At 63.7% G+C, this 19,375-nt stretch carries 20 protein-coding genes; 12 read left to right on the top strand and 8 right to left on the bottom strand.

Annotated features, from left to right (window positions below):
* Nucleotides 1-111 precede the first annotated feature (111 nt).
* Both B208_RS0117570 and B208_RS24970 read left to right on the top strand, forming a co-directional pair.
* Nucleotides 112-1,011 (top strand): aldo/keto reductase, encoded by a 900-nt coding sequence (locus tag B208_RS0117570; RefSeq protein WP_007980981.1) that lies wholly within the window; start codon nt 112-114, stop codon nt 1,009-1,011.
* 123 nt (nt 1,012-1,134) lie between these two features.
* A complete protein-coding gene (locus B208_RS24970; RefSeq protein WP_264782234.1) occupies nt 1,135-1,257 on the top strand; it encodes a hypothetical protein in 123 nt (40 codons plus the stop codon).
* Between the two features lie 123 nt (nt 1,258-1,380).
* On the opposite strand, the gene B208_RS0117565 is transcribed toward B208_RS24970, so the two are convergent.
* The 3 genes from B208_RS0117565 to B208_RS0117555 all read right to left on the bottom strand — a co-directional run bounded on the left by B208_RS0117565 (nt 1,381) and on the right by B208_RS0117555 (nt 3,303).
* Entirely contained in the window at nt 1,381-1,791 is a 411-nt protein-coding gene (locus B208_RS0117565; protein WP_007980979.1) for a hypothetical protein, read from the bottom strand.
* A gap of 122 nt (nt 1,792-1,913) precedes the next feature.
* Nucleotides 1,914-2,333: a zinc ribbon domain-containing protein gene (locus tag B208_RS0117560; protein ID WP_007980977.1), complete on the bottom strand. Its 420-nt coding sequence runs from the start codon at nt 2,331-2,333 to the stop codon at nt 1,914-1,916.
* A gap of 79 nt (nt 2,334-2,412) precedes the next feature.
* Complete coding sequence (locus B208_RS0117555) at nt 2,413-3,303, bottom strand: DUF6920 family protein (protein WP_007980975.1); 891 nt, start codon at nt 3,301-3,303, stop codon at nt 2,413-2,415.
* Nucleotides 3,304-3,414: 111 nt separating this feature from the next.
* Here B208_RS0117555 and B208_RS0117550 point away from each other — a divergent pair, with 111 nt between their 5' ends.
* The 4 genes from B208_RS0117550 to B208_RS0117535 all read left to right on the top strand — a co-directional run bounded on the left by B208_RS0117550 (nt 3,415) and on the right by B208_RS0117535 (nt 8,425).
* Entirely contained in the window at nt 3,415-4,320 is a 906-nt protein-coding gene (locus tag B208_RS0117550; protein ID WP_007980973.1) for an alpha/beta fold hydrolase, read from the top strand.
* 129 nt (nt 4,321-4,449) lie between these two features.
* A complete protein-coding gene (locus B208_RS0117545) occupies nt 4,450-5,046 on the top strand; it encodes a DUF998 domain-containing protein (RefSeq protein WP_232423853.1) in 597 nt (198 codons plus the stop codon).
* A 125-nt stretch (nt 5,047-5,171) separates the two neighbouring features.
* A complete protein-coding gene (locus tag B208_RS0117540) occupies nt 5,172-7,913 on the top strand; it encodes a cation-translocating P-type ATPase (protein WP_007980970.1) in 2,742 nt (913 codons plus the stop codon).
* A gap of 41 nt (nt 7,914-7,954) precedes the next feature.
* A complete protein-coding gene (locus B208_RS0117535; RefSeq protein ID WP_018129024.1) occupies nt 7,955-8,425 on the top strand; it encodes a universal stress protein in 471 nt (156 codons plus the stop codon).
* A gap of 88 nt (nt 8,426-8,513) precedes the next feature.
* Here the strand turns inward: B208_RS0117535 and B208_RS0117530 are convergent, their stop codons facing one another.
* The 3 genes from B208_RS0117530 to B208_RS0117520 all read right to left on the bottom strand — a co-directional run bounded on the left by B208_RS0117530 (nt 8,514) and on the right by B208_RS0117520 (nt 12,843).
* Entirely contained in the window at nt 8,514-10,190 is a 1,677-nt protein-coding gene (locus B208_RS0117530) for a glycoside hydrolase family 13 protein (RefSeq protein WP_007980968.1), read from the bottom strand.
* A 158-nt stretch (nt 10,191-10,348) separates the two neighbouring features.
* Nucleotides 10,349-11,473, bottom strand: a complete 1,125-nt coding sequence (locus B208_RS0117525) for an MBL fold metallo-hydrolase (RefSeq protein ID WP_007980967.1) — start codon at nt 11,471-11,473, stop codon at nt 10,349-10,351.
* Nucleotides 11,474-11,670: 197 nt separating this feature from the next.
* Nucleotides 11,671-12,843: an MBL fold metallo-hydrolase gene (locus B208_RS0117520; RefSeq protein ID WP_007980966.1), complete on the bottom strand. Its 1,173-nt coding sequence runs from the start codon at nt 12,841-12,843 to the stop codon at nt 11,671-11,673.
* Between the two features lie 205 nt (nt 12,844-13,048).
* Between B208_RS0117520 and B208_RS0117515 the strand changes: the two genes are divergently transcribed.
* The 5 genes from B208_RS0117515 to rtcA all read left to right on the top strand — a co-directional run bounded on the left by B208_RS0117515 (nt 13,049) and on the right by rtcA (nt 16,293).
* Nucleotides 13,049-13,291 carry a sulfurtransferase TusA family protein gene (locus B208_RS0117515; protein WP_007980965.1) on the top strand — a complete coding sequence of 81 codons (243 nt, stop codon included), beginning with the start codon at nt 13,049-13,051 and terminating at the stop codon, nt 13,289-13,291.
* Nucleotides 13,292-13,297: 6 nt separating this feature from the next.
* Nucleotides 13,298-13,681: a DsrE family protein gene (locus B208_RS0117510; RefSeq protein ID WP_007980964.1), complete on the top strand. Its 384-nt coding sequence runs from the start codon at nt 13,298-13,300 to the stop codon at nt 13,679-13,681.
* Nucleotides 13,682-13,916: 235 nt separating this feature from the next.
* Nucleotides 13,917-14,453, top strand: coding sequence for a DUF1684 domain-containing protein (locus B208_RS0117500; protein WP_007980962.1), 537 nt, complete (start codon nt 13,917-13,919; stop codon nt 14,451-14,453).
* A gap of 68 nt (nt 14,454-14,521) precedes the next feature.
* The gene (locus B208_RS0117495) at nt 14,522-15,115 is read left to right on the top strand and encodes a plastocyanin/azurin family copper-binding protein (RefSeq protein WP_007980961.1); all 594 of its coding nucleotides are present in this window, start codon (nt 14,522-14,524) and stop codon (nt 15,113-15,115) included.
* Between the two features lie 143 nt (nt 15,116-15,258).
* Nucleotides 15,259-16,293 carry an RNA 3'-terminal phosphate cyclase gene (gene rtcA, locus B208_RS0117490; protein WP_007980959.1) on the top strand — a complete coding sequence of 345 codons (1,035 nt, stop codon included), beginning with the start codon at nt 15,259-15,261 and terminating at the stop codon, nt 16,291-16,293.
* Nucleotides 16,294-16,321: 28 nt separating this feature from the next.
* Here rtcA and B208_RS0117485 read toward each other — a convergent pair whose 3' ends face one another.
* Both B208_RS0117485 and B208_RS0117480 read right to left on the bottom strand, forming a co-directional pair.
* Nucleotides 16,322-16,936 carry a SagB/ThcOx family dehydrogenase gene (locus B208_RS0117485; RefSeq protein ID WP_007980957.1) on the bottom strand — a complete coding sequence of 205 codons (615 nt, stop codon included), beginning with the start codon at nt 16,934-16,936 and terminating at the stop codon, nt 16,322-16,324.
* 40 nt (nt 16,937-16,976) lie between these two features.
* On the bottom strand, nt 16,977-17,864 hold the full coding sequence (locus B208_RS0117480; protein WP_007980955.1) for a universal stress protein: 888 nt from the start codon (nt 17,862-17,864) through the stop codon (nt 16,977-16,979).
* 145 nt (nt 17,865-18,009) lie between these two features.
* Between B208_RS0117480 and B208_RS0117475 the strand changes: the two genes are divergently transcribed.
* Nucleotides 18,010-19,317, top strand: a complete 1,308-nt coding sequence (locus B208_RS0117475) for an acetamidase/formamidase family protein (protein WP_007980953.1) — start codon at nt 18,010-18,012, stop codon at nt 19,315-19,317.
* Nucleotides 19,318-19,375: the final 58 nt, after the last annotated feature.

The raw sequence follows: 19,375 nt of genomic DNA, 5'->3' as shown, positions 1-19,375 counted from the left end.
CAGTTCGATTCCCGGCGGAGTGCGCTCGAATCCTTCCGCTCTCTCGATTTCTCATCGCGTCGCGGTTACCGTGGGATACCACTTTACGTGTGTCCTTCGTTGATATACACCATGGAAACTCGACCGCTCGGAGAAACTGGCCACGAGAGTTCGATTCTCACGTTCGGCACCATCGCTCTCGACTTCCTCGACCAACCGGAAGCGAATCGGATGGTCGAGGACGTCCTCGATGCTGGCGTCAACCACTTCGACGTCGCGCCGACGTACGGCGACGCCGAGTTGAAACTCGCGCCGAAGCTCGCCGAACACCGCGATGAGATATTCTTGGGCTGTAAAACCCAAGAGCGCACCTACTACGGCGCGTGGGGCGAACTCCACCGCTCGCTCGACCGACTCGACACCGACTACATCGACCTCTATCAGTTCCACGCGCTCACCCGGTACGACGAACTCGACACCGTTACCGGCGACTACAGTCCCGAGATGGCCCAAGGCCACGACGAGGGGGCGCTCGCTGCGTTCAAGGAGGCGCAAGAGGAGGGAATCATCGGTCACATCGGTCTCACGAGCCACGGGGACCCGAGCGTGATTCGGACCGCGATAAAACGAATTCCCGAACTGGAGACGGTGATGTTCCCGCTCAACTACACGCTCGACGCGAAGGAAGGCCCGGAGTACGATTATCGGTCGGTGTTGGACCTCGCCCAGGAACGCGGCCTCGGAACGCTGTGTATCAAAGCCTTCGCCGAGGAGCCGTGGCCGGAGGACCTCCCTAGAGACGAACGACCGTACGAAACGTGGTACCGACCGTACGACACTCCCGACGAAATCGAAACGTGTCTGCGCTACGCGCTCTCGCAAGGGATGACTTCGATACCGAGCGCGGGAGACCCGCAACTCGTCCCGATGATACTGGACGCCGCACGGAATTTCGAGGAGATGGACGCCGCCGAACAGGAGCGGCTTCGTGACGCCGCACGGGACGCCGACTCTCCCGTCCCGAGTCCGTGAAAGCGGTCTCCTTCCGGTGCGGACGTCCCCGGTATCGACGCCGGCGAACCCCGAGCGTCGGCTGACGGTCGCCTACCGCGGGAAATGGGAACAGTTATACCCCCGTCCTTCAAGGCTCTGCCAATGCCTGCTGCGCGTTGTAACCACTGCGGCTTACAGATGATCTCGTCTTCGTACCCGAAGGCGATGAAGTGGTACCACGACCATCTCCGTGAGAACCATCCGAAGGTCTGGCTCCACGCCTAAATACGGAGGTCTGCGTACGAACGGCCGCCCGATTCGGGAAGAAACGTCTTCTCCGCCCGGCGAACGCACTACTGAAGGAGTGTCGATAGCGTCTGCGCCGCAACGGTCGGTGCACCGTCCCGCTCATTCCGACGAACGTGCGTTCGAGGAGCGTCCCTTTCGCATTTCATTGACGGCGACGAGTACGTACAGCAACCCGACGATGCGAGTCCAGGGGTACACCCACGATTTCCACTCGCACTCGGCCGCATCGACGTACACGAGTTCGGACCCGTAGTCGACGTAGGCGTGCGGGTACATCAGTGCCAGAACGCCGATGACGCCGAGGAACCGCTTGAGCCGCGAATACGAGGCGTCGCTTCGCCACACGAGCGTCACGAAGGCGAGTCCCTCGACCCGTGCAATCGGAACGATCCACGACTGCAACTCACAGTCGTCCGGATTGTCGAGCGCGAGCCGCTCGGCGCGTTCGATGAGCGCCTCCGGCGAAAGGAGTTCGATGAGACCGATTACCGAGAGTATCGTGCGGAACATGCGCGTACGAGTTGGACCTCCAACATGATGAATCCCGCTCCTCGATTCAAAATCGGTCCTCGAAGGCCGCTATCGACCAGAGGGTGTCGTCTCTTCGTCTCCGAATCCGATTCGCCAGACGTTCACGCTTTGTTCTCGGATTCAGCGCGTGCGTCGGGTTCGTCGAGTCGTGTCGAACACCACTGGCAGAACTCCAACTCCGGTTCGGCCGACCGGCCACAGTGCGGACAGACCCGCTCTGTCCCTGATTCGTCGTCGGACGGCGAGTTGGACCCCGCTCGGTGTGCGAGCAAGTAGGCGTCCGCGATGCTGATAGAGGTCACGGCGAAGATGGGAACGAGTTCCGCGGTCGGAAGCTGCGCACCCGTTGCGAGCGCCTGCAACGTCACTTCGGGCGTCACGAAGGTCGCTACTCCGAGGTCGACCGAAAGCCATGCGACCGCTCGTCGCCACCGGCCCAGATACGCGTGTCCCAATCCGGTCACGACCACGCCGAGGACGACCGCTAACCACGGCCGCTTCTGTGAGTGGCCATACCCCATGTGCTTACTGAATAATTAGTCAGTATTGAGTCTTTTGTTTGAATCCGCCGTTCCCCTCGCTCTCGACCTCGAATTCGGATTACAGTTCGCCGTCGGACTGCCGGTTCGTACCCATCGGTCGGTGCTCGATTCGGTCGATGGTCGCCCGCCAGTAGCGTTCGTCGTCGTCCGGTCGTCCCCAACCGACCTCGGCTTCGACCGGAATCCGACGCCCGTTGCGGTCCCGGTAGTCCCGGAAGTGGCCCGTCCACGATTCGTAACGCTCGTCCTCCATGCGGTAGCGCTCCGCGGTGACGCGTTCGATTTCGTCGTGCTCGTTGAAATGAAAGACGACCGAAGCGGACGCGGATCGGTGTTCGAGCGTCGCCCTCGCGGACCGGTCGTCGATGGCCTCCCATTCGACGCCCTGCGCGGGGAGGAGCGCGGTCGGATACCAGACGGCTTCGGCGAGATAGCGAAGGAGTTCCCCTTCGTTCATCTCGGGTGACGGACCGGCGCTCGCGACCGGAACCGCCCCGAGCAGCCACGCACGGAGCACCCCGTCGCCGCCCTCGTAACAGTCGAGGACGCGCGCGGGAACCCGCGGCAGGACGTCGATGCTCGCGTCCCAAACGAACCCCGGCGGCCGCGTGGTGACGTACTGGTCCGCGACGAGCGGCCGCCACTCGGAGTCCGGCCCGCCGAGGCGGAACTCCCCGCGTTGGTGCAGTCGGACGACCTGTACGTGTGGCTGGCCGTCGTCCAAGACGTGGGTGAAATACCGTCGGACGGGAGCGGGCAGCTCCTCGATGTCGTCCCGCGAGAACTCCCCGTCCCGCGGTTCGCTGTCCGACAGGAGTTCGTCGACGTGCGTTTCGATTTCGTCTTCAGTGCGACGGTTACCGAGCGCGACGGCGGCGATGGCGACGGTTATCGCCGATAGAGCGAACGCGGTGACCGCGCCGAGGCGGACTCGAATACGGTTCGACACGGACCCGTCGTCTCTACGCGGATTGCGCTGTCGAGTGCGGATGTCTGGGAGAACCACGTTTTCAAGACCCACAACGGCGTCGGGGTACGTAGGTGTACCTCCGAAACGGCCATGAACCACCACGAATTTCTGGACGTCGCCACGGTGACAGCGAGCGGACTAGTGCTTCGGGATGCGACGTTCTTCGCGCGGAGCCTCGACGGCCCACGACTGGACGAGACGGTTGTCGAAACTCGATTGGCCCTCGACGAGGTGGAGACGAGCGGCCACCGCGAGGTGACGGTCGCCACGCCCGCCGGTGGGTTCCGCGGTGCGTATTGCGTCTGGCAGTGGTACGGCGACGACGCGCCGACACTCATCTTCCACCACGGGAGCGGGGAGGACCCGTTCGATTTCGGCCGATTCAGCTCCAACTCGGCTCGGCGACTGTTCGCAGCCGAGGATTGGAGCGTCCCGGTGAACGTGATACTCGTCCGGGCACCGTTCCACGACCGGTCGAGTTTCAGCTACGCCCGTGCGATGGGCGCGCTTTCGAACTTCGTCGGGATGTGTGCCGCCTCGACAGCGATGGTCGAGGCGCTGACAGCGGCGGTGCGCGAGCGGGGTTCACCCGCCGTTACCGTCTCGGGCATCAGCCTCGGCGGCTGGGTGACGAACCTCCACCGGTCGTTTCACGGGACGGCTGACCGATACGCCCCCATCTTCGCGGGGGCCGCTCTCGGTGAGATGTTCGCCACGTCCGCCTATCGACGAATGACGGCGGCGCGGGCGCGAACCGACCCCGACCGCCTCCGAGACGTGCTCGATTTCGAGCGGGCGTTTCGAGCGGCCACCGCCGACTGTCGCCCTCTACTCGCCCGCTACGACAGGATAATCGAACTCGATGCGCAACGCTCCGGCTACGACGGTATCCCCCTCACCGTCATCGAAACCGGACACGTCACCGGGTCGCTCGCCGCGTCCGCCCTCAGGGAACACGTGCGGACGGCGCTCGACCGACCGGCCGCCCGTGAGTGACCGTCCCGCCGCGGTCCGTGGGTCGGGAATTCGCCCCGTCAAATATACTGGGGAATTTATACTTTTTCGGAACCATTTGCAACCATGGGTGGGACGGAAAGCCGATTGAACCGGTCTAATTCCGACGAGATGAGGTTGTCGAGAGCGGGTGCCGCCATGTTCCTCGCCGGGGGGATTTCGTTCATGGGCATCATCACGGGGGAGGTTCTTTATCCGGACTACTCGACCAGACAGGACATCAGCGACCTCGGTTCCACGCAACCGCCGAACCCTATTATCCACGAGCCATCGGCGACCATCTTCAACAGCACGATGCTCGTGACGGGTGCACTGCTTCTCGTCGCCGCCTACTTCCTCCACCGGTCAACGGGACGGCGCGTCCTCACGATACCCCTCGCCGTGTTCGGGTTCGGGGTCTTCGGCGTCGGCGTGTTCCCCGGCAACGTCGTTCCGTGGCACGGCCTCTTCGCCCTGCTCACGTTCTTCAGCGGCGGTATCACCGTCGTCCTCTCCTCTCGCGTCGTCACGCGCCCGTTCAAGTACTTCTGTCTGCTGTTCGGCGTGATATCGCTGGCGACGCTAGTGAGCGTGTTCGTTCTGCAGGAAGCGAATCCGCTGAACGTCCTCGGGTCCGGCGGCGTCGAACGGTGGGTGGCGTACCCGCTGTTGCTCTGGGTCACCGGGTTCGGCGGATATCTGCTTGGCGACCCCGACGTGAGTTCGTGAACCCGCCTCGACCCAAACATCCAACTATCCGTCCCTCGTCTCTGCGCGAAGATGCCGCTATTTCGACGAACCGTCTCCGAGTTACGGTTCCCCCGCGAACCGACCGTCCGCTTCGTCATCGACCGATGAGTTCCCTCATGTCCCGCGAAACGACCCCGACTGAGTGGCACAGCGTTCCCGAAGAACGCGTCTTCGAGGCGCTCGATTCGGACGAAAGCGGGCTCTCGACCGACGAAGCGAGCGAGCGACTGTCGGAGTTCGGACCGAACCGGATTCGGGAGGACGAGGCCGTCTCGCCGTACGAACTCTTTCTCGCCCAGTTTCAGGACTTTCTCATCTACCTGTTGATACTCGCGGCGCTCCTTTCGATAGCCGTCGGACTCCTCCCGGGTGCCACCCCCAGATACGAGGAGGCCGGACTCATCCTCCTCATCCTGTTCGCAAACGGCGTTTTCGGGTTCTTCCAAGATTACCGCGCCGAGATGTCGATACAGGCCCTCCGGGAACTCTCCACGCCGAACTCGACCGTGCTCCGCGACGGCGAGAAGGTGACAATCGACGCCGAGGATGTCGTACCGGGGGATGTCGTCATCATCGAGCAGGGCGACGCCATCCCCGCGGACGCTCGACTCGTGGAGGTGACGGCGCTCGAGACCAACGAATCGGCCCTCACCGGGGAGAGCACCACCGTCGCGAAGGGGACGGACCCCGTTCCCTCGGAGACACCGTTGGCCGAGCGGGACGACATGGTGTTCATGAACACCACCGCCATCAAGGGGCGGGGGAGGGCCGTCGTCGTGGAGACAGGGATGAACACCCAAGTTGGTGACATCGCGACCGAAATACAGGAAGCCGAGACGCGGGAGACGCCGTTTCAGAAGGAGGTGGACGCGCTCGGAAAGCGTATCGGAATCGGAATCGTCGGACTGATACTCGTCATCGCGGTGGCGCAGTTCGTCTTCACCGCGGCGGGCTGGCTGTCGATTTTGCTGACCGGCATCACCCTGGCCGTCGCGGCGGTCCCCGAGGGGTTACCGGCGGTCGTGACGCTGACCCTCGCGATGGGGTCGCGCAAGATACTCAACCGCGACGCACTGGTTCGGCGACTCCCCGTGGTCGAAAGCCTCGGGTCGGTCGACGTCATCGTGAGCGACAAGACGGGGACGCTCACCGAGAATCAGATGACGGTCAAGCGGGTGTACACCGCGGGAACGAACGGAACCGTCACGGGAACCGGCCTCTCGACGGCGGGCGAGTTTCGTCACGACGGCGACGACGCCGACCGCGAACGACTGGTCCCGCTCCTGACCTGCGGGGCCTACTGCAACGACGCCGAACGAGCGCCGGATTCCGCCGACGACCCGTACTACGGAGACCCGACCGAAATCGCCCTGCTGGTGTCGGCCGCGAAGGCGGGCATCGACCCCGAGCACGAACGACTGCGCGAGATTCCGTTCTCCTCGGAACGCAAACGGATGACCGTCATCGCCCGTGAATCTCCCTCGACGCTCTCGGATACGGACGGGTTCGATGCCGCCACGCCAACGGCCTACATGAAGGGTGCCCCGGAGGTCGTTCTCGACCGGTGTACCCGCGTTCTGGAGGACGACGGCGTTCGGGAACTCACGGCGGCGAAACGGGAGGAAATCCTCGACCGCAACCGGGCGTTCGGTTCGGACGCGCTCCGGGTGCTCGGTTTCGCCGTTCGCCCGGTCGAGGACCCCGAGGACGACCCGGAACGCGTCGAGCGGGACATGATCTTCGTGGGACTGCAGGGGATGATAGACCCGCCACGGGCGGAGGTTTCGGAAGCCATCGAGGACTGTCGGAACGCCGGTATCCGGGTCGTCATGGCGACCGGGGACAACGTTCAGACGGCCGGTGCCATCGCCCAGACCATCGGCTTCGGCTCGGAGGAGGCCATGGACGGGACGACGGTCGATACGCTCTCGGACGAGGCCCTTCGAGAGGTCGTCGAGAACGTCGACGTCTTCGCCCGCGTCTCCCCGCACCACAAGGTTCGAATTCTGAAAGCGCTACAGGAGAACGGACACAACGTCGCGATGACGGGCGATGGAGTCAACGACGCGCCCGCGCTCCGCAACGCCGACGTCGGAATCGCGATGGGGACCCGCGGCACCGACGTCGCACAACAGGCCTCCGATATGGTCCTTCAGGACGACAACTTCGTCACCATCCGCGACGCCATCGCGGAGGGCCGCGCCATCTTCGACAATATCCGAAAGTTCGTGAACCTGCTGCTGTCGGCCAACGCCGGGGAAGTGCTTACCGTCTTCCTCGGCGTTCTCGTCGGGAGCTTCTTCTTCCCGGGGCTGTTCGCGTCGGAATCGGACGCCCTCATCCTGACGCCCGTGATGCTCCTGTGGATCAACGTCGTGACCGACGGCCTTCCGGCGCTCGCGCTCGGCACCGACCCCAAGGCGTCCAACGTCCTCGAACGTCCACCGCGAGGTGGTGACGAGTCGGTCATCGACCGACGAATGATCGTTTCGATACTCACCATCGGACTCACGATGACGGTCGTCGGACTGGGACTCTTCTTCTACGGACTGCAGGCCGTTCGCGACATCACGACGGCACAGACGCTCCTGTTCACGTTCATCGTCACCATCGAAATGATAGTCATCCAGGTCATCCGGTCGCGGTTCGACCAACCGCTCCTCTCGAATCGGTGGTTGATAGCCGCCGTCGCCGTGTCGTTCGGCCTCCAACTGGTCGTCCTGTACACGTCGCTGCACACTCTGTTCGACGTGCGTTCCATCTCCGTCGGGGGGTGGGAACTGATAGCGCTCGGGTCGGTCGTATTCCTCCTCGTTACCGGCCTCGTCGAGCGCGCCGTCGATTGACCCGTCGGTATCGCTATTGCGTGCGGACTCGTACCATGAATATGACGAAGCGAATCCTCGTTCCCATCGACGGGTCGCCGCTCTCGTCGAAGGCGCTCGAAGTGGCGCTGTCCGACTACCCGGACGCCGACGTGACGGTCCTGCACGTCATGGACCCCATCGGGTCCGGATTCAACATCGTCGAGGTGATGCGACCGAAGTTCCGGGACGGTGCCCCGCCGGGGTCCGTCTCGATAGAGTACTGGAACGAGTGGTACGAGTCGGCCCGAGCAAAGGCGACGAAGCTGTTCGATAAGGCACAGGAAATCGCGGACGAATTCGACGTCACGCTACGAACCGAGACCGAGTTCGGCGAACCGAAACACGTCATCGTCGAGTACGCCGAGGAGCACGATACGGACCGCATCGTTCTCGGGAGCCACGGCCGGGCCGGTGCCACCCGGCTCGTCCTCGGAAGCGTCGCCGAGACGGTCACCCGCCGGGCGTCGATGCCCGTCCTCGTCGTGAAGTAGCCGCGATATCCGTCAATAGCCCCGCTGTCCGTCACTCCAAACCCCTCTTCCAATCGCTCGAAACCCCGCTATCCGTCGCTCGATACCCTCATTCGAGAGCGTACACGAGCGCCTCGTACGGCCGCAAGTCGAACTCCCGTATCGAGTCGCGGGACGCCGACTCGTAGTTGCCGATTAACTTCTCCCAGCGGTCGTAGCTGACGTCGTTCGGAAGCCGAAACGTCGGCTCTCCGTCGAAGAAGTTCAGGACGACGAGGAGCGACCGCGACCCGTCCGTCGGCGTCCGAAGATACGCGTATATCTCGGGGTGGTCGTCCAGCAGTTGCGCGTAGCGCCCGTACACCATGACGGGGGTGGAGTGACGGAGGTCGATGAGGCGACGGTAGTACTGCAGTACGGAATCTTCGTCGTCGCGTTCCCGTTCGACGTTGACCTCGGGGTAGTTCTCACAGACCTTGATCCACGGCTCGCCGTCGGTGAACCCGGCGTTCCGTTCGTCCGACCACGGTATCGGCGTGCGGGCGTTGTCGCGACTCCAGAAATCGACCGCCTCCCGAATCTGGTCGAACGTCGAAACGCCCCCGCTCCGCAACGCCAACATGACCTGTTGGATGGTCTCCTCGTCCCGATACTCGTCGAGTCGCTCGAAGGTCGGGTTCGTCATCCCGAGTTCGTCCCCCTGATAGACGAACGGGGTTCCGCGCAACGTAAAGAGATACGTCGCCAGCATCTTCGCGGATTCGACTCTGTACCTTCCCTCGTCGCCGAACCGCGAGACCATTCGAGGCTGGTCGTGGTTACCGAGGAACAGGCTGTTCCACGATTGCTCGCTGACGCCCCGCTGCCACGCCGCGGTCGCGTCGCGGAGTTCGTCGAGGTCCCAGTCGTCGAAGTCCCACGGTCCCGTATCCCCTCTGTCGATGTGTAAGTGTTGGAACGTGAACACCATGTCGAGGCCGTCCTCGTAGAATCGTCGCGCCTCCTCGACCGTGATGTGGGACGTCTCCCCCACGGTCATGATGTCGTACTCGCTGAGCACCCGGTCGTACATCTCCCGGACGTACTCGTGGACCCGCGGTCCGTCGATGAAGTATTCCCTCCCTCGTGGGGTCGAATCGGGGTCGCCGTCGGGGAGCGCCGACGGTTTGGAGATGAGGTTGATGACGTCGAAGCGAAACCCGTCGCAGTCCTTTTCGAGCCACCAGCGGAGCATCTCGAAGATGTCCTCCCTCACGGCCGGGTTTCGCCAATTCAGGTCCGGTTGTTTCTGGTCGAACAGGTGCAGATACCACGCCTCGCGCCGCTCGTCGTAACTCCACGCCGGGCCGCCGAAAAACGACTCCCAGTTGTTCGGCGGGCTATCCGGGTCGCCGCCGGCCCACCAGTAGTATTTTCGGTAGGGGTCCTCCCCTCGCCGCGACTTGCGGAACCACTCGTGTTCGTCGGACGTGTGGTTCGTCACCATGTCCATGATGAGGCGAATCCCTCGCTCGTGGAGTTCGTCGCGCAGCGCCTCCCAGTCGTCCATCGCCCCGTAATCGGGGTGTATCGACCGGTACTCCCGAACGTCGTAGCCGCCGTCCACGAGCGGCGAATCGTACACCGGGTTGAGCCACACGACATCGACGCCCAACTCGTCGAGGTAGTCCACCTTTTCGCGGATGCCTCGCAAGTCGCCGATGCCGTCCGCGTCCGAATTGTAGAAGCTTCGAGGATAGATTTGGTAGACGACGGCTTCCTTCCACCACGCACTGTCGCGCCCCATGGTGGGTGTTCACCGTCATGTACCTTGAGAGCGGCGACGAGCGTCGTCTACTCTCCGTTCGTTCGCCGCCGATTACGCCATTTACTCTTCGTTCGCCACTGACCGACGCCATCTACTCTCCTTGTCCGCTCGTCGCCGACCGACAGAACCGCTGTTCGTTAGTTCGCGGCGCAGTTGTTCGGCCCCAGTTCGAGGGACTCGACGTCGCCGCCGGGTTGTTCTTTCCCCCAGTTGATCTGCTTTATCTCGTTGTAGTTCGCGGGTTCGTCGGCGAGGCTCTCGACGATGGTCTCGACGAAGGCCGTCTCGTCGTCGGCCTCGACGTAGCTGAGGAGTTCGTTGGTCGTCTCCTCCTGCAGGTTTTCGAGGCTCGTGGCGAGCGGGCGCATCTCCTCGTCGCTGAAGTGACCGGGGAGGACGAGCGTCTCGTCGTCGCGGTCGGTGAGGCGGTCGAGGCTGTCGAACAGTTCGCTCGCGGCCTCACGAACGGCGTCCTCGGCCCCGTCTTCGAGGTCCGGCCGACCGACGCTCCGGAGGAACAGCGTGTCCCCCGAGAGGAGCGCGTCGCCGAATTCGAAGGAGACGCTCCCCGGCGTGTGGCCGGGCGTGTACACGACGTCGAGGGAGCGGTCGCCGACGGAAATCTCGTCGCCGTCTTCGAGTTCGACCACTTCTTCGAGTTCGCCCGCGTCGTCGTCGTGGAGGTAGTACGGAACGTCGAGTTCGCCGGAGAGCCGTCGTGCGCCGGAAACGTGGTCCGCGTGCGCGTGCGTGTCCGCGACGCCGACGATATCGAGGTCCCGCTCGTCCGCGACGGTCAGGTACTCGTCGATGTACTGGGTCGGGTCGACGACGACGGCCTCGTCCTCGTCGTGGACGAGGTAGGAAACGCACCCCGTTCCGGGACGGACGACCTGAACGACGCCATCCGCCACGTCGAGGTCGTACTGACGGTGGACGCGCCCCCAGCCGTTCATTCCGTCCTCGATGGATTCGGCGTCGTAGCCGTGCTCCCGGAGGAACTCGGCGGCGCGCGCCGACGTGATTCCGCCGACGCAGACGATGGCTATCTCCTCGTCTTCGGGAATCTCGTCGAGATTGTCTTCGAGCGAGGAGTAATCGAATTCGAGGAGTTCGTCGTAGATGGGTAGGTTCGTACTGTCCGGAATCCGCCACTCCTCGTAGTCTTCTTCCCGTCGAACGTCGAGGACGTACAGGTCCTCGGCGTCGTCGTCCTGTACGCGTCGTGCGACCGTGGACGGCTCGAAGTTAGTATTGCTCATCTCATACAATACTATTTTCTCTATCGACTTAAACGCAATGGCATCGGTGAGACACGCGGTCCGTCGGCCACCGGTGTGCTGTGGAACGGCGCGAAACGGAAGGGAGAACCGGGGTTTGAGAGGAATGAGGTTCCGGACGGGGCCGCGTTTCGTTCGGAATCGCGGCGACCGTCCGGTGGTAAGCGTGGTCTTCGGTTTTAGTTGGTGAGCGCTTCTTCGCTGGCCGCGCAGTTGTTGGGGCCGAGTTCGAGTTCGAAGGCTTCCTCGTCGTCGGGGTCCTGCTGACCGAGGTTCGTGGCGATGATGTCCTCGTAGTTCGCCGGTCGCGGCGGCATGTCAGCGACGATGAAATCGACGAACTCGTCTTCGTCCATCGTGAGCGCGTCCATGCGCTCCGTGAGGTCGCCGAGTTCCGCGGTGTACGTGCCGTCGTCGTTCGGCGTCGCCGCGTCGCTGAAGTGGGCGGGCGCGATAGCCGTGTCGTCCGACAGCGGCAGGACCTTCTCGTTGAGGCTCTCGTAGAGGATTTTCGCGGCGTTCTTCGCCGCCTCGGGGTCTTCGAGGTCCGGGCGCGCGACGCTCTCCGTGAACAGGCCGTCGCCGGTGAACAGCACGTCGCCCACGTGGTACGCGGTCATTCCGCTCGTGTGGCCGGGCGTGTGAACGACGCCGATTTCGACGTCGCCGACGGTGAGCGAGTCGCCGTCGCGAACGGTTTCGTAGGGTTGGTCGTACTCGACGCCGCGGTCCACCGCGGGCTTCGGGAGCACCGCTTTCGCGTCCGTCGCCGTCGCGACGTCACGAATCCCGGAGATGTGGTCCGCGTGAACGTGCGTGTCGATGGCGTACTTCAGGTCCGCGCCGAACACGCGTGCGTCCTGGATGTACTCCTGCGAGAACGCGCGGAGGGGGTCGATGACCGCGGCTTCGCCGTCGGAGACGACGAGGTAGGCGAGACAGCCGCTCGACGGCCGTCGGTACTGTGCGATGGTCGCGTCGACGTCCACGTCGAGTTCCGTGTACTCGTAGATGCGAGCCCATCCCTTCATGCCGCGTTCGAGGTGTTCGACGTCGTAGCCGTCGTCTTCGAGGTGTTCCGCGACGAGTTCGCTGGAGCCACCTTTCGCACAGAGGACGGTGATGCGCTGGTCGTTCGGGAGGTCGTCGTGGAGGTCCTCCGGGATGCCGTCCAGCAGTTCGAAGTAGGGGTAGTTGACGATGCTGACGGTCTCCCCATCGATGTGCCACTCCTCGAAGTCGCCCTCGGAACGCGCGTCGAGGATAAAGACGTCCTCGCCCGCGTCGATGCGGTCTTTGAGTTCTTCGGGAGTGGTCGCTGCGACCGGTTCGTCGGTGGTTGCTTCGGACATTGTCACTCTCGTCTATCTCCCGCTACCAAATAAGGCTTTTCATGGTTATCCGAATACCGCACAATACTATCAGCTCTAACACTTCCTTCAAGGGGTGTATGTGCCTATCGTGCGTGTATGGGGAAAAATGGTTGTGCTCGAGACGCGAACTACTATCGATACGTTTTTCATACCCCATCCAGTATTGGGTGATGACGTCAATACTATGACCGAGTACGAAATCACGGAAACACTCGATGTGAAGGGGCAGAACTGCCCGATGCCCGTCGTCAAAACGAAGCAGAGTATCGACCAGCTCTCCGAAGGGGAAGTCCTCGAAGTACTCGCTACGGACCCCGGCAGCATGAGCGACCTCGGTGGCTGGGCCGACACGACCGATGGCGTCGAACTCTTCGACCAACAGGAAGGCGACGACGTGTACAAACACTACGTCCGCAAAACGGAGTGAATATCTATGGATAAAATCGGAATCATCGTCGACAACGACAGCCCGAAAAGTCTCGCAATGGCGGTCAACCTCGGACACACGGCAATCGCGTCCGAAACCGAAGTCCTCGTCTACTTCACCTTCGACGGACTGTCCCACCTTCTCGAAGGCGAACAGGACCTCTCCGAAATCGAGGACCTGCTCGACGCCGGAATGCCGAACCCCTACGACCTCCTCGACATGCTCGTCTCCGACGGCGGCGACCTCGTTACGACCGTCGCCTGCACGACGACGCTCGACATGCTCCAGTGGGACAAGGACGCGATAGACGACTCTCTCACCACCAAGTTCGCTGGCGCGGCGACGTTCCTCGAAGAGGTCGAGGACGCGGACCAGGTGTTCACGTTCTAACGACGAACCGACCACCTCACCTACACACTCACCTCAGACGGCGCAGCGCGTCCCGTCGATTCCCCTCACCCCCCACCCCCTCAACCCCCACCCTCGATGTCGGTCGGTCGCTCGAAGCGTGCCATATACTTCCACCGACCGACGCCGGACGGGATGGCGCTTCGAAGCGCTTCCACCTCCCTCGAAGACCTCCGATTTCTTCGATTTTAACTGTCCCGCGCGCGTACCCACTGGTATGGCCGACTGGACCGCGGAACTGGAGCAAGAGCGGGCGGAAAAGGACGAGTTCTTCGCAAAGCACCCTCGCTCGCCGATTCCCGTCGCCGAGCGCGAGTCCTTCGACGGTCTCGACTACTACCCGCCGGACGAGGACCTACGGTTCGAACTCGAACTGGCCGTGTTCGATGACCACGAGGAGATCACCGTCGAGACGACGCAGGACGGTGCACAGGGATATCTCCGATGGGGCGAGTTCCGCTTTACCGTCGGCGGAACGGAGTGTACGCTGACCGCGTTCAAGGCGGAACAGGGAGAAGAACGTCTGTGGGTTCCGTTCCGCGACGAGACGAACGGAGAGGAAACGTATCCGGCGGGTCGGTACCTCGACCTCGAATCCGAGGACCGCACCGCCGACGGGAAATGGATTCTCGACTTCAACCGCGCGTACAGCCCGTTCTGTGCGTACTCCGAAGCCTACGAGTGTCCCCTCGTTCCGATGGAGAACTGGTTGGACGTTTCCATCGAAGCGGGCGAACGCTTCGACGAGCACTGACGGGAACGGTCGTCGTTTTTCCCGAGCGCGCCAAAGCATTCAGTAGTCAGCCCACCGAAGGGGTATTCATGACGGGGGAGGAGGGGGACACATCGGTCACTCGGCGCGGATTTCTCTTCGGTTCCACGGGGGTCGTGGCGGCCGGGGCGACCGGAGCGTCCGGAACGGCGGCAGCACAGAACGAAAGCGGCGGAAACCAAAGCGGCGGAAACGCGAGCGGGGGTGGCGGCGGCGGCCCGACGCAGACGGTCCAAGTGGGTCCCGGCGGGGACCTCATCTTCGACCCTGATTCGATGACGATATCGCCGGGAACGACCTTGGAGTTCGTGTGGGATTCGGACAACCACAACATCTTCGTCGAAAGCCAACCCGACGGCGGCAACTGGGATGGCACGCCGGGTGGTCAGAGCAAGGTGTACAACACCGGCTACACCTACTCTCACACGTTCAACACGGCAGGGGACTACGAGTACTACTGCGTGCCGCACAAGAGCGCTGGCATGACCGGTTCCATCACGGTCGGTGCCGCGTCAGGGCCGTCGGAACCCGCGATATCGAACGACGCGAAGACGCTCGGTCTCGCCACGACCGGCGCACTGGCGTTCACGCTCGGGATAGGGTACTTCTTCCTGAAGTACGGCGGGGACTACGGCGAGTCCTGAGACCGTCGTTTCCGGCCGGTCGGTTCCCTCGAGCACCGCCGACACGGACCCGATACCGGGACCCACCTTCAAGTGGTTGAATTGCGAGGATTCTGGGAAGGACGCCATTTCGATTCGTCCCGAATGCCCGTTCCGGCCCACGCATGATAGAGATAGATGGTACCGTCGGTGGCGGTCAACTGCTACGAACGGCGCTTAGCCTCTCGGCCGTCACCGAAACGCCGTTTCGAATGACTAACGTTCGGGGGTCCCGTCCGAATCCCGGCCTCAAACCACAGCACGTCACCGCGGTCGATATCGTAGCGACCATCTGCGCCGCCGACGTCGCGGGCGCACGACTCGACTCATCGACGCTGACTTTCCGACCGGGTACCGTTCGCTTCGACCCGATGGCCGTGGACATCGGCACCGCGGGGAGCATCACGCTTCTCTTCGACACCGTGCTCCCGATAGCGATGGCCGCCGACGAACCGTTCCGGATGACCGCCGGCGGCGGCACCGACGTGAAGTGGGCACCGACGGTGGCGTACTTCCGACGCGTGAAACTACCGCTTCTCACCCGGTGTGGGCTCGATGCTGACGGAGACTGTACGAAAACCGGCTTCTATCCCGCGGGCGGCGGGGAGGCGATACTGCGGACGACTCCGGGGGCGCTCTCGCCGCTGGAAATCGAGCGCCGTGGCGAACTCGACCGGGTCGAAATCCGTTCGAAAGCGGCGACGGAACTCGCGGACCGGATGGTCGCGGAGCGACAGGCGGAACGCGCGCGGAAACGGCTCGCCGACGCGGGCTGTGCGCCCGAAATACGGCGCGTGGAATACGTCTCCACCCGTTCGCTCGGCTCGTCGCTGTTGTTGTCCGCGGTGTACGACCGGTCGCTCGCCGGATTCGATTCGGTGGGCGAACGAGGGCGAACCTCGGAGGAAGTCGCGGACGATGCGTTCCGCCGGTTCGAAGAGTTCCACGCCGGCGGCGCTCCAGTGGACGAGTACATGGCAGACCAGGTGATGACCGTCCTCGCGCTCGTCGGCGGAACCGTCCGTATTCCGACCGTCACCGCACACGTCCGAACAAACCTGGCCGTCATCGAGAAGTTCGGGAGCGATATGTCCCTCACCCGCCGTGATGACGGTACGATTCTGCTCGAAGCGTCGCCGCATCCCGCCGTGCGGACCTGATGTGGGACAGCACAGTCCCCCCGCTCGTTCACCGCCGATGACCGAACGGCAACAGGTACACCGGGTCGAGTTCGGCGGGTAAATCGAGAGTTCTCTTTACACTCTCGTCGGAAAACGCGCCGACGGGACAGGTACACAAGTCGTGCGCCTCGCACACGAGCTGGACGTTTTCGGCGACGTGTCCGGCCTCCATGTACACGTACCGAGTCCCGTGGTCGGGGTACTCCCGTCTCGTTCGCTCGAAATCGGCGGTGACGACGAGCACCGCGGGGGCGTCCCGCACGACCGCCTGCCCGCCCGCCCCGCTCGTGAGCGCCGACCGAACGGAGGTATCGCGTATCCGTTCGAGGGAGTGGCTCGGCGGGTCGTACCGGAAAACGCCGGGCGGGAGCGCCTTCGCCCCGTCAGGACCGACGTCCAGAAAGAGGGTGAGCGGATAGGTGGCCCCGGCGCTCGGTGCGGCGCGCATCTCGATGCCGTCCCTCGTGTGCGTCACGCCTTGCGCCGCCCACAGGACGCGCGACGCGTCCTCCCGCGACACGGGTGCCGCGCCGAACGACCGCCGACTGGCCCGCCACGCGATGGCGCGGTCGACGCTGACCGTCCCATCTAGCTCGGGTTCGGGAAGTGTGATGGAACTCATCGAACGCTGTTCGGGACGCGTGCGGAAATAGCCTCGTCCGTCACTCCCGATGGTGGACCGTGAGCACCGGCACGTCGCTCGTTCGGATGGTCCGCTCCGTGACGCTGCCGATGAGATACCGGTCGAGACCCGTTCGGCCGTGCGTCCCCATCGCCACGAGGTCGATATCCTGCTCCGGGACGTACTCCCGAATCACGCTCGACGGTATACCGTGTTCGACGTGCGTTACGACGTCGAGTCCGCGGTCTTTCGCTCGTTCGGCGACCCCCTCGACCGACCGCTCGCGTGCCTCTTCAACGACGTCCAACAGCCGCGGCGTCCACGAATCCGTCTCGTACATGCCGGTCAATTGTCGCACGTCGACCACCGAGAGCGCGTGGACGGTGGCCCCGTAGCGCTCCGCGATTGCGAGTCCGTGCTCGACCGCACCGGCGGCCGCATCGCTGCCGTCGGTCGGGAGCAAAATCGCGTCGTAACTCCGCTCGTTTTCCGCCGCCTCTCGGGAGGTGAGGACCGGAACGTCGCTCGTTCGAACCACGCGTTCGGTGACGCTGCCGAGCAGATACCGGTCGAGACCCGTTCGGCCGTGCGTCCCCATGGAAACGAGGTCGATATCCCGGTCGTCGACGAAGGACCGAATCGCCTCGGAGGGAATTCCGTGTTCGACAACGCGCTCGGACTGCACGTTCGCATCGGCGGCGAGGTCCGCCAGTTCGTCGAGCGCCTCCTCGGCGCGGTCTTCGAGCGCCTCCCTGTGTTCTCGAATATCCCGGTCGATATCGACGAGTCGCGCGCTGTACGCGCGCTCGTCGACGACGCTCAATAGATGCACTCGGGAATCGAACGCGCGTGCGAGGTTCAACCCGTGGCGGGCACCCGCGGTGGCACCTCGACTGCCGTCGGTCGGAATGAGTATGTCATCGTACATGGACCGTCGCTCACCTCTGTCCGTCACTCCGAGCCGACTTAACTGATTGCCGACACCGGTTCCCGGCGCGCTGATTTCGTCGCGCCGCCGACCGAACAGTCACACGATTGTTTAAGATAATCCCGCCCCTCTCTAGCGGACGACCATGGCACAGCAAGAAGTCCAGCAAGAACTCGCGGTCGACCGGTACACGCTCGGTCTCGTGGGACCGGACCAGGAGTGGGCGGGCACCGTCGCGGACGGGGGAACTATCAAAACACACACGCCACCGGCGTGTTGGGGGCCGATGATAACGCCCGAGTTCAGAGGGGGCCACGAAGTTACCCAACCGATTCGCGTCGAGAACGCCGAAGTCGGCGACGCCATCGCGTTGAAAATCAAGAACATCGAGGTGACGAGCATCGCCACCAGCACCGGCAGCATGCGCGAACGTGAGGGCGCGTTCGGCGACGACCCCTTCGTGGACCACGTGTGCCCGGAGTGCGGGACGAAGTGGCCCGAGAGCATCGTCGAGGGGACGGGCGAGGAGTCGATAAAGTGCGCCGAGTGCGGCGCGAACGCCTCCTCGTTCGGCTTCGAGTACGGGTACACGGTCGCCTTCGACGACGACCGGACGGTGGGACTCACCGTCGGCGAGGAGGGTGCCGACGACTTGGCGCACCGGGCCGACGAGGCGATGGCGCTGCCCGAACACTCCCGCCAGCACCCCATCCTCCTCTACGAACCGTCGGAGATGCCGGGGACGCTCGGTCACCTCCGCCCGTTCATCGGGAACGTCGGGACGACGCCGCCCATCGAGATGCCGGACTCCCACAACGCGGGCGACTTCGGCCAGTTCCTCATCGGCGCGGATCACGACTGGGGACTCGCCGACGAGGACGAACTCGCGGAGCGCACCGACGGCCACATGGACATCAACGCGGTCCGCGAGGGTGCCGTCCTCGTCTGCCCCGTCAAAATCGACGGCGGCGGCGTGTACGTCGGCGACATGCACGCGAATCAGGGCGACGGCGAACTCTCGCTTCACACGACGGACGTGAGCGGACGGGCCGAGTTCGAGGTCGAAGTCATCAAAGGCCTCGACATCGACGGCCCGCTTCTGTTGCCGAACGAGGAGGACCTGCCGTACATCAGCAAACCCTACACGGACCGGGAGATGGAACGAGGCGAACGCCTCGCCGACGAGTACGACGTCGAAGCGATAGCCGAGACGGGACCGATACAGGTCGTCGGCAGCGGCGCGACAATCAACGACGCGACGGACAACGCCTTCGAACGCGCGGGTGCGCTCCTCGACATGACCGAAGGGGAGGTGCGCGCTCGGTGTACGTTCACCGGCGGCGTCGAAATCGGACGCCTTCCCGGCGTCGTTCAACTGACGATGCTCGCGCCGATGGACCGCCTCGAAGAGCGCGGCCTCGCCGACCTGGTTCGCGCACAGTACGACCGCTGAGCGCTCTCCTACTTCCGAGTGTTCTTCGATTTTCCGCGATTCGTCCGGGGCTCTCCCG

The sequence above is a fragment of the Haladaptatus paucihalophilus DX253 genome (assembly GCF_000376445.1).
Classification (GTDB): Archaea; Halobacteriota; Halobacteria; order Halobacteriales; family Haladaptataceae; genus Haladaptatus; species Haladaptatus paucihalophilus.
The sequence above is the reverse complement of the archived record's forward strand: the minus strand, read 5'-3'. Positions and strand labels throughout refer to the sequence as shown.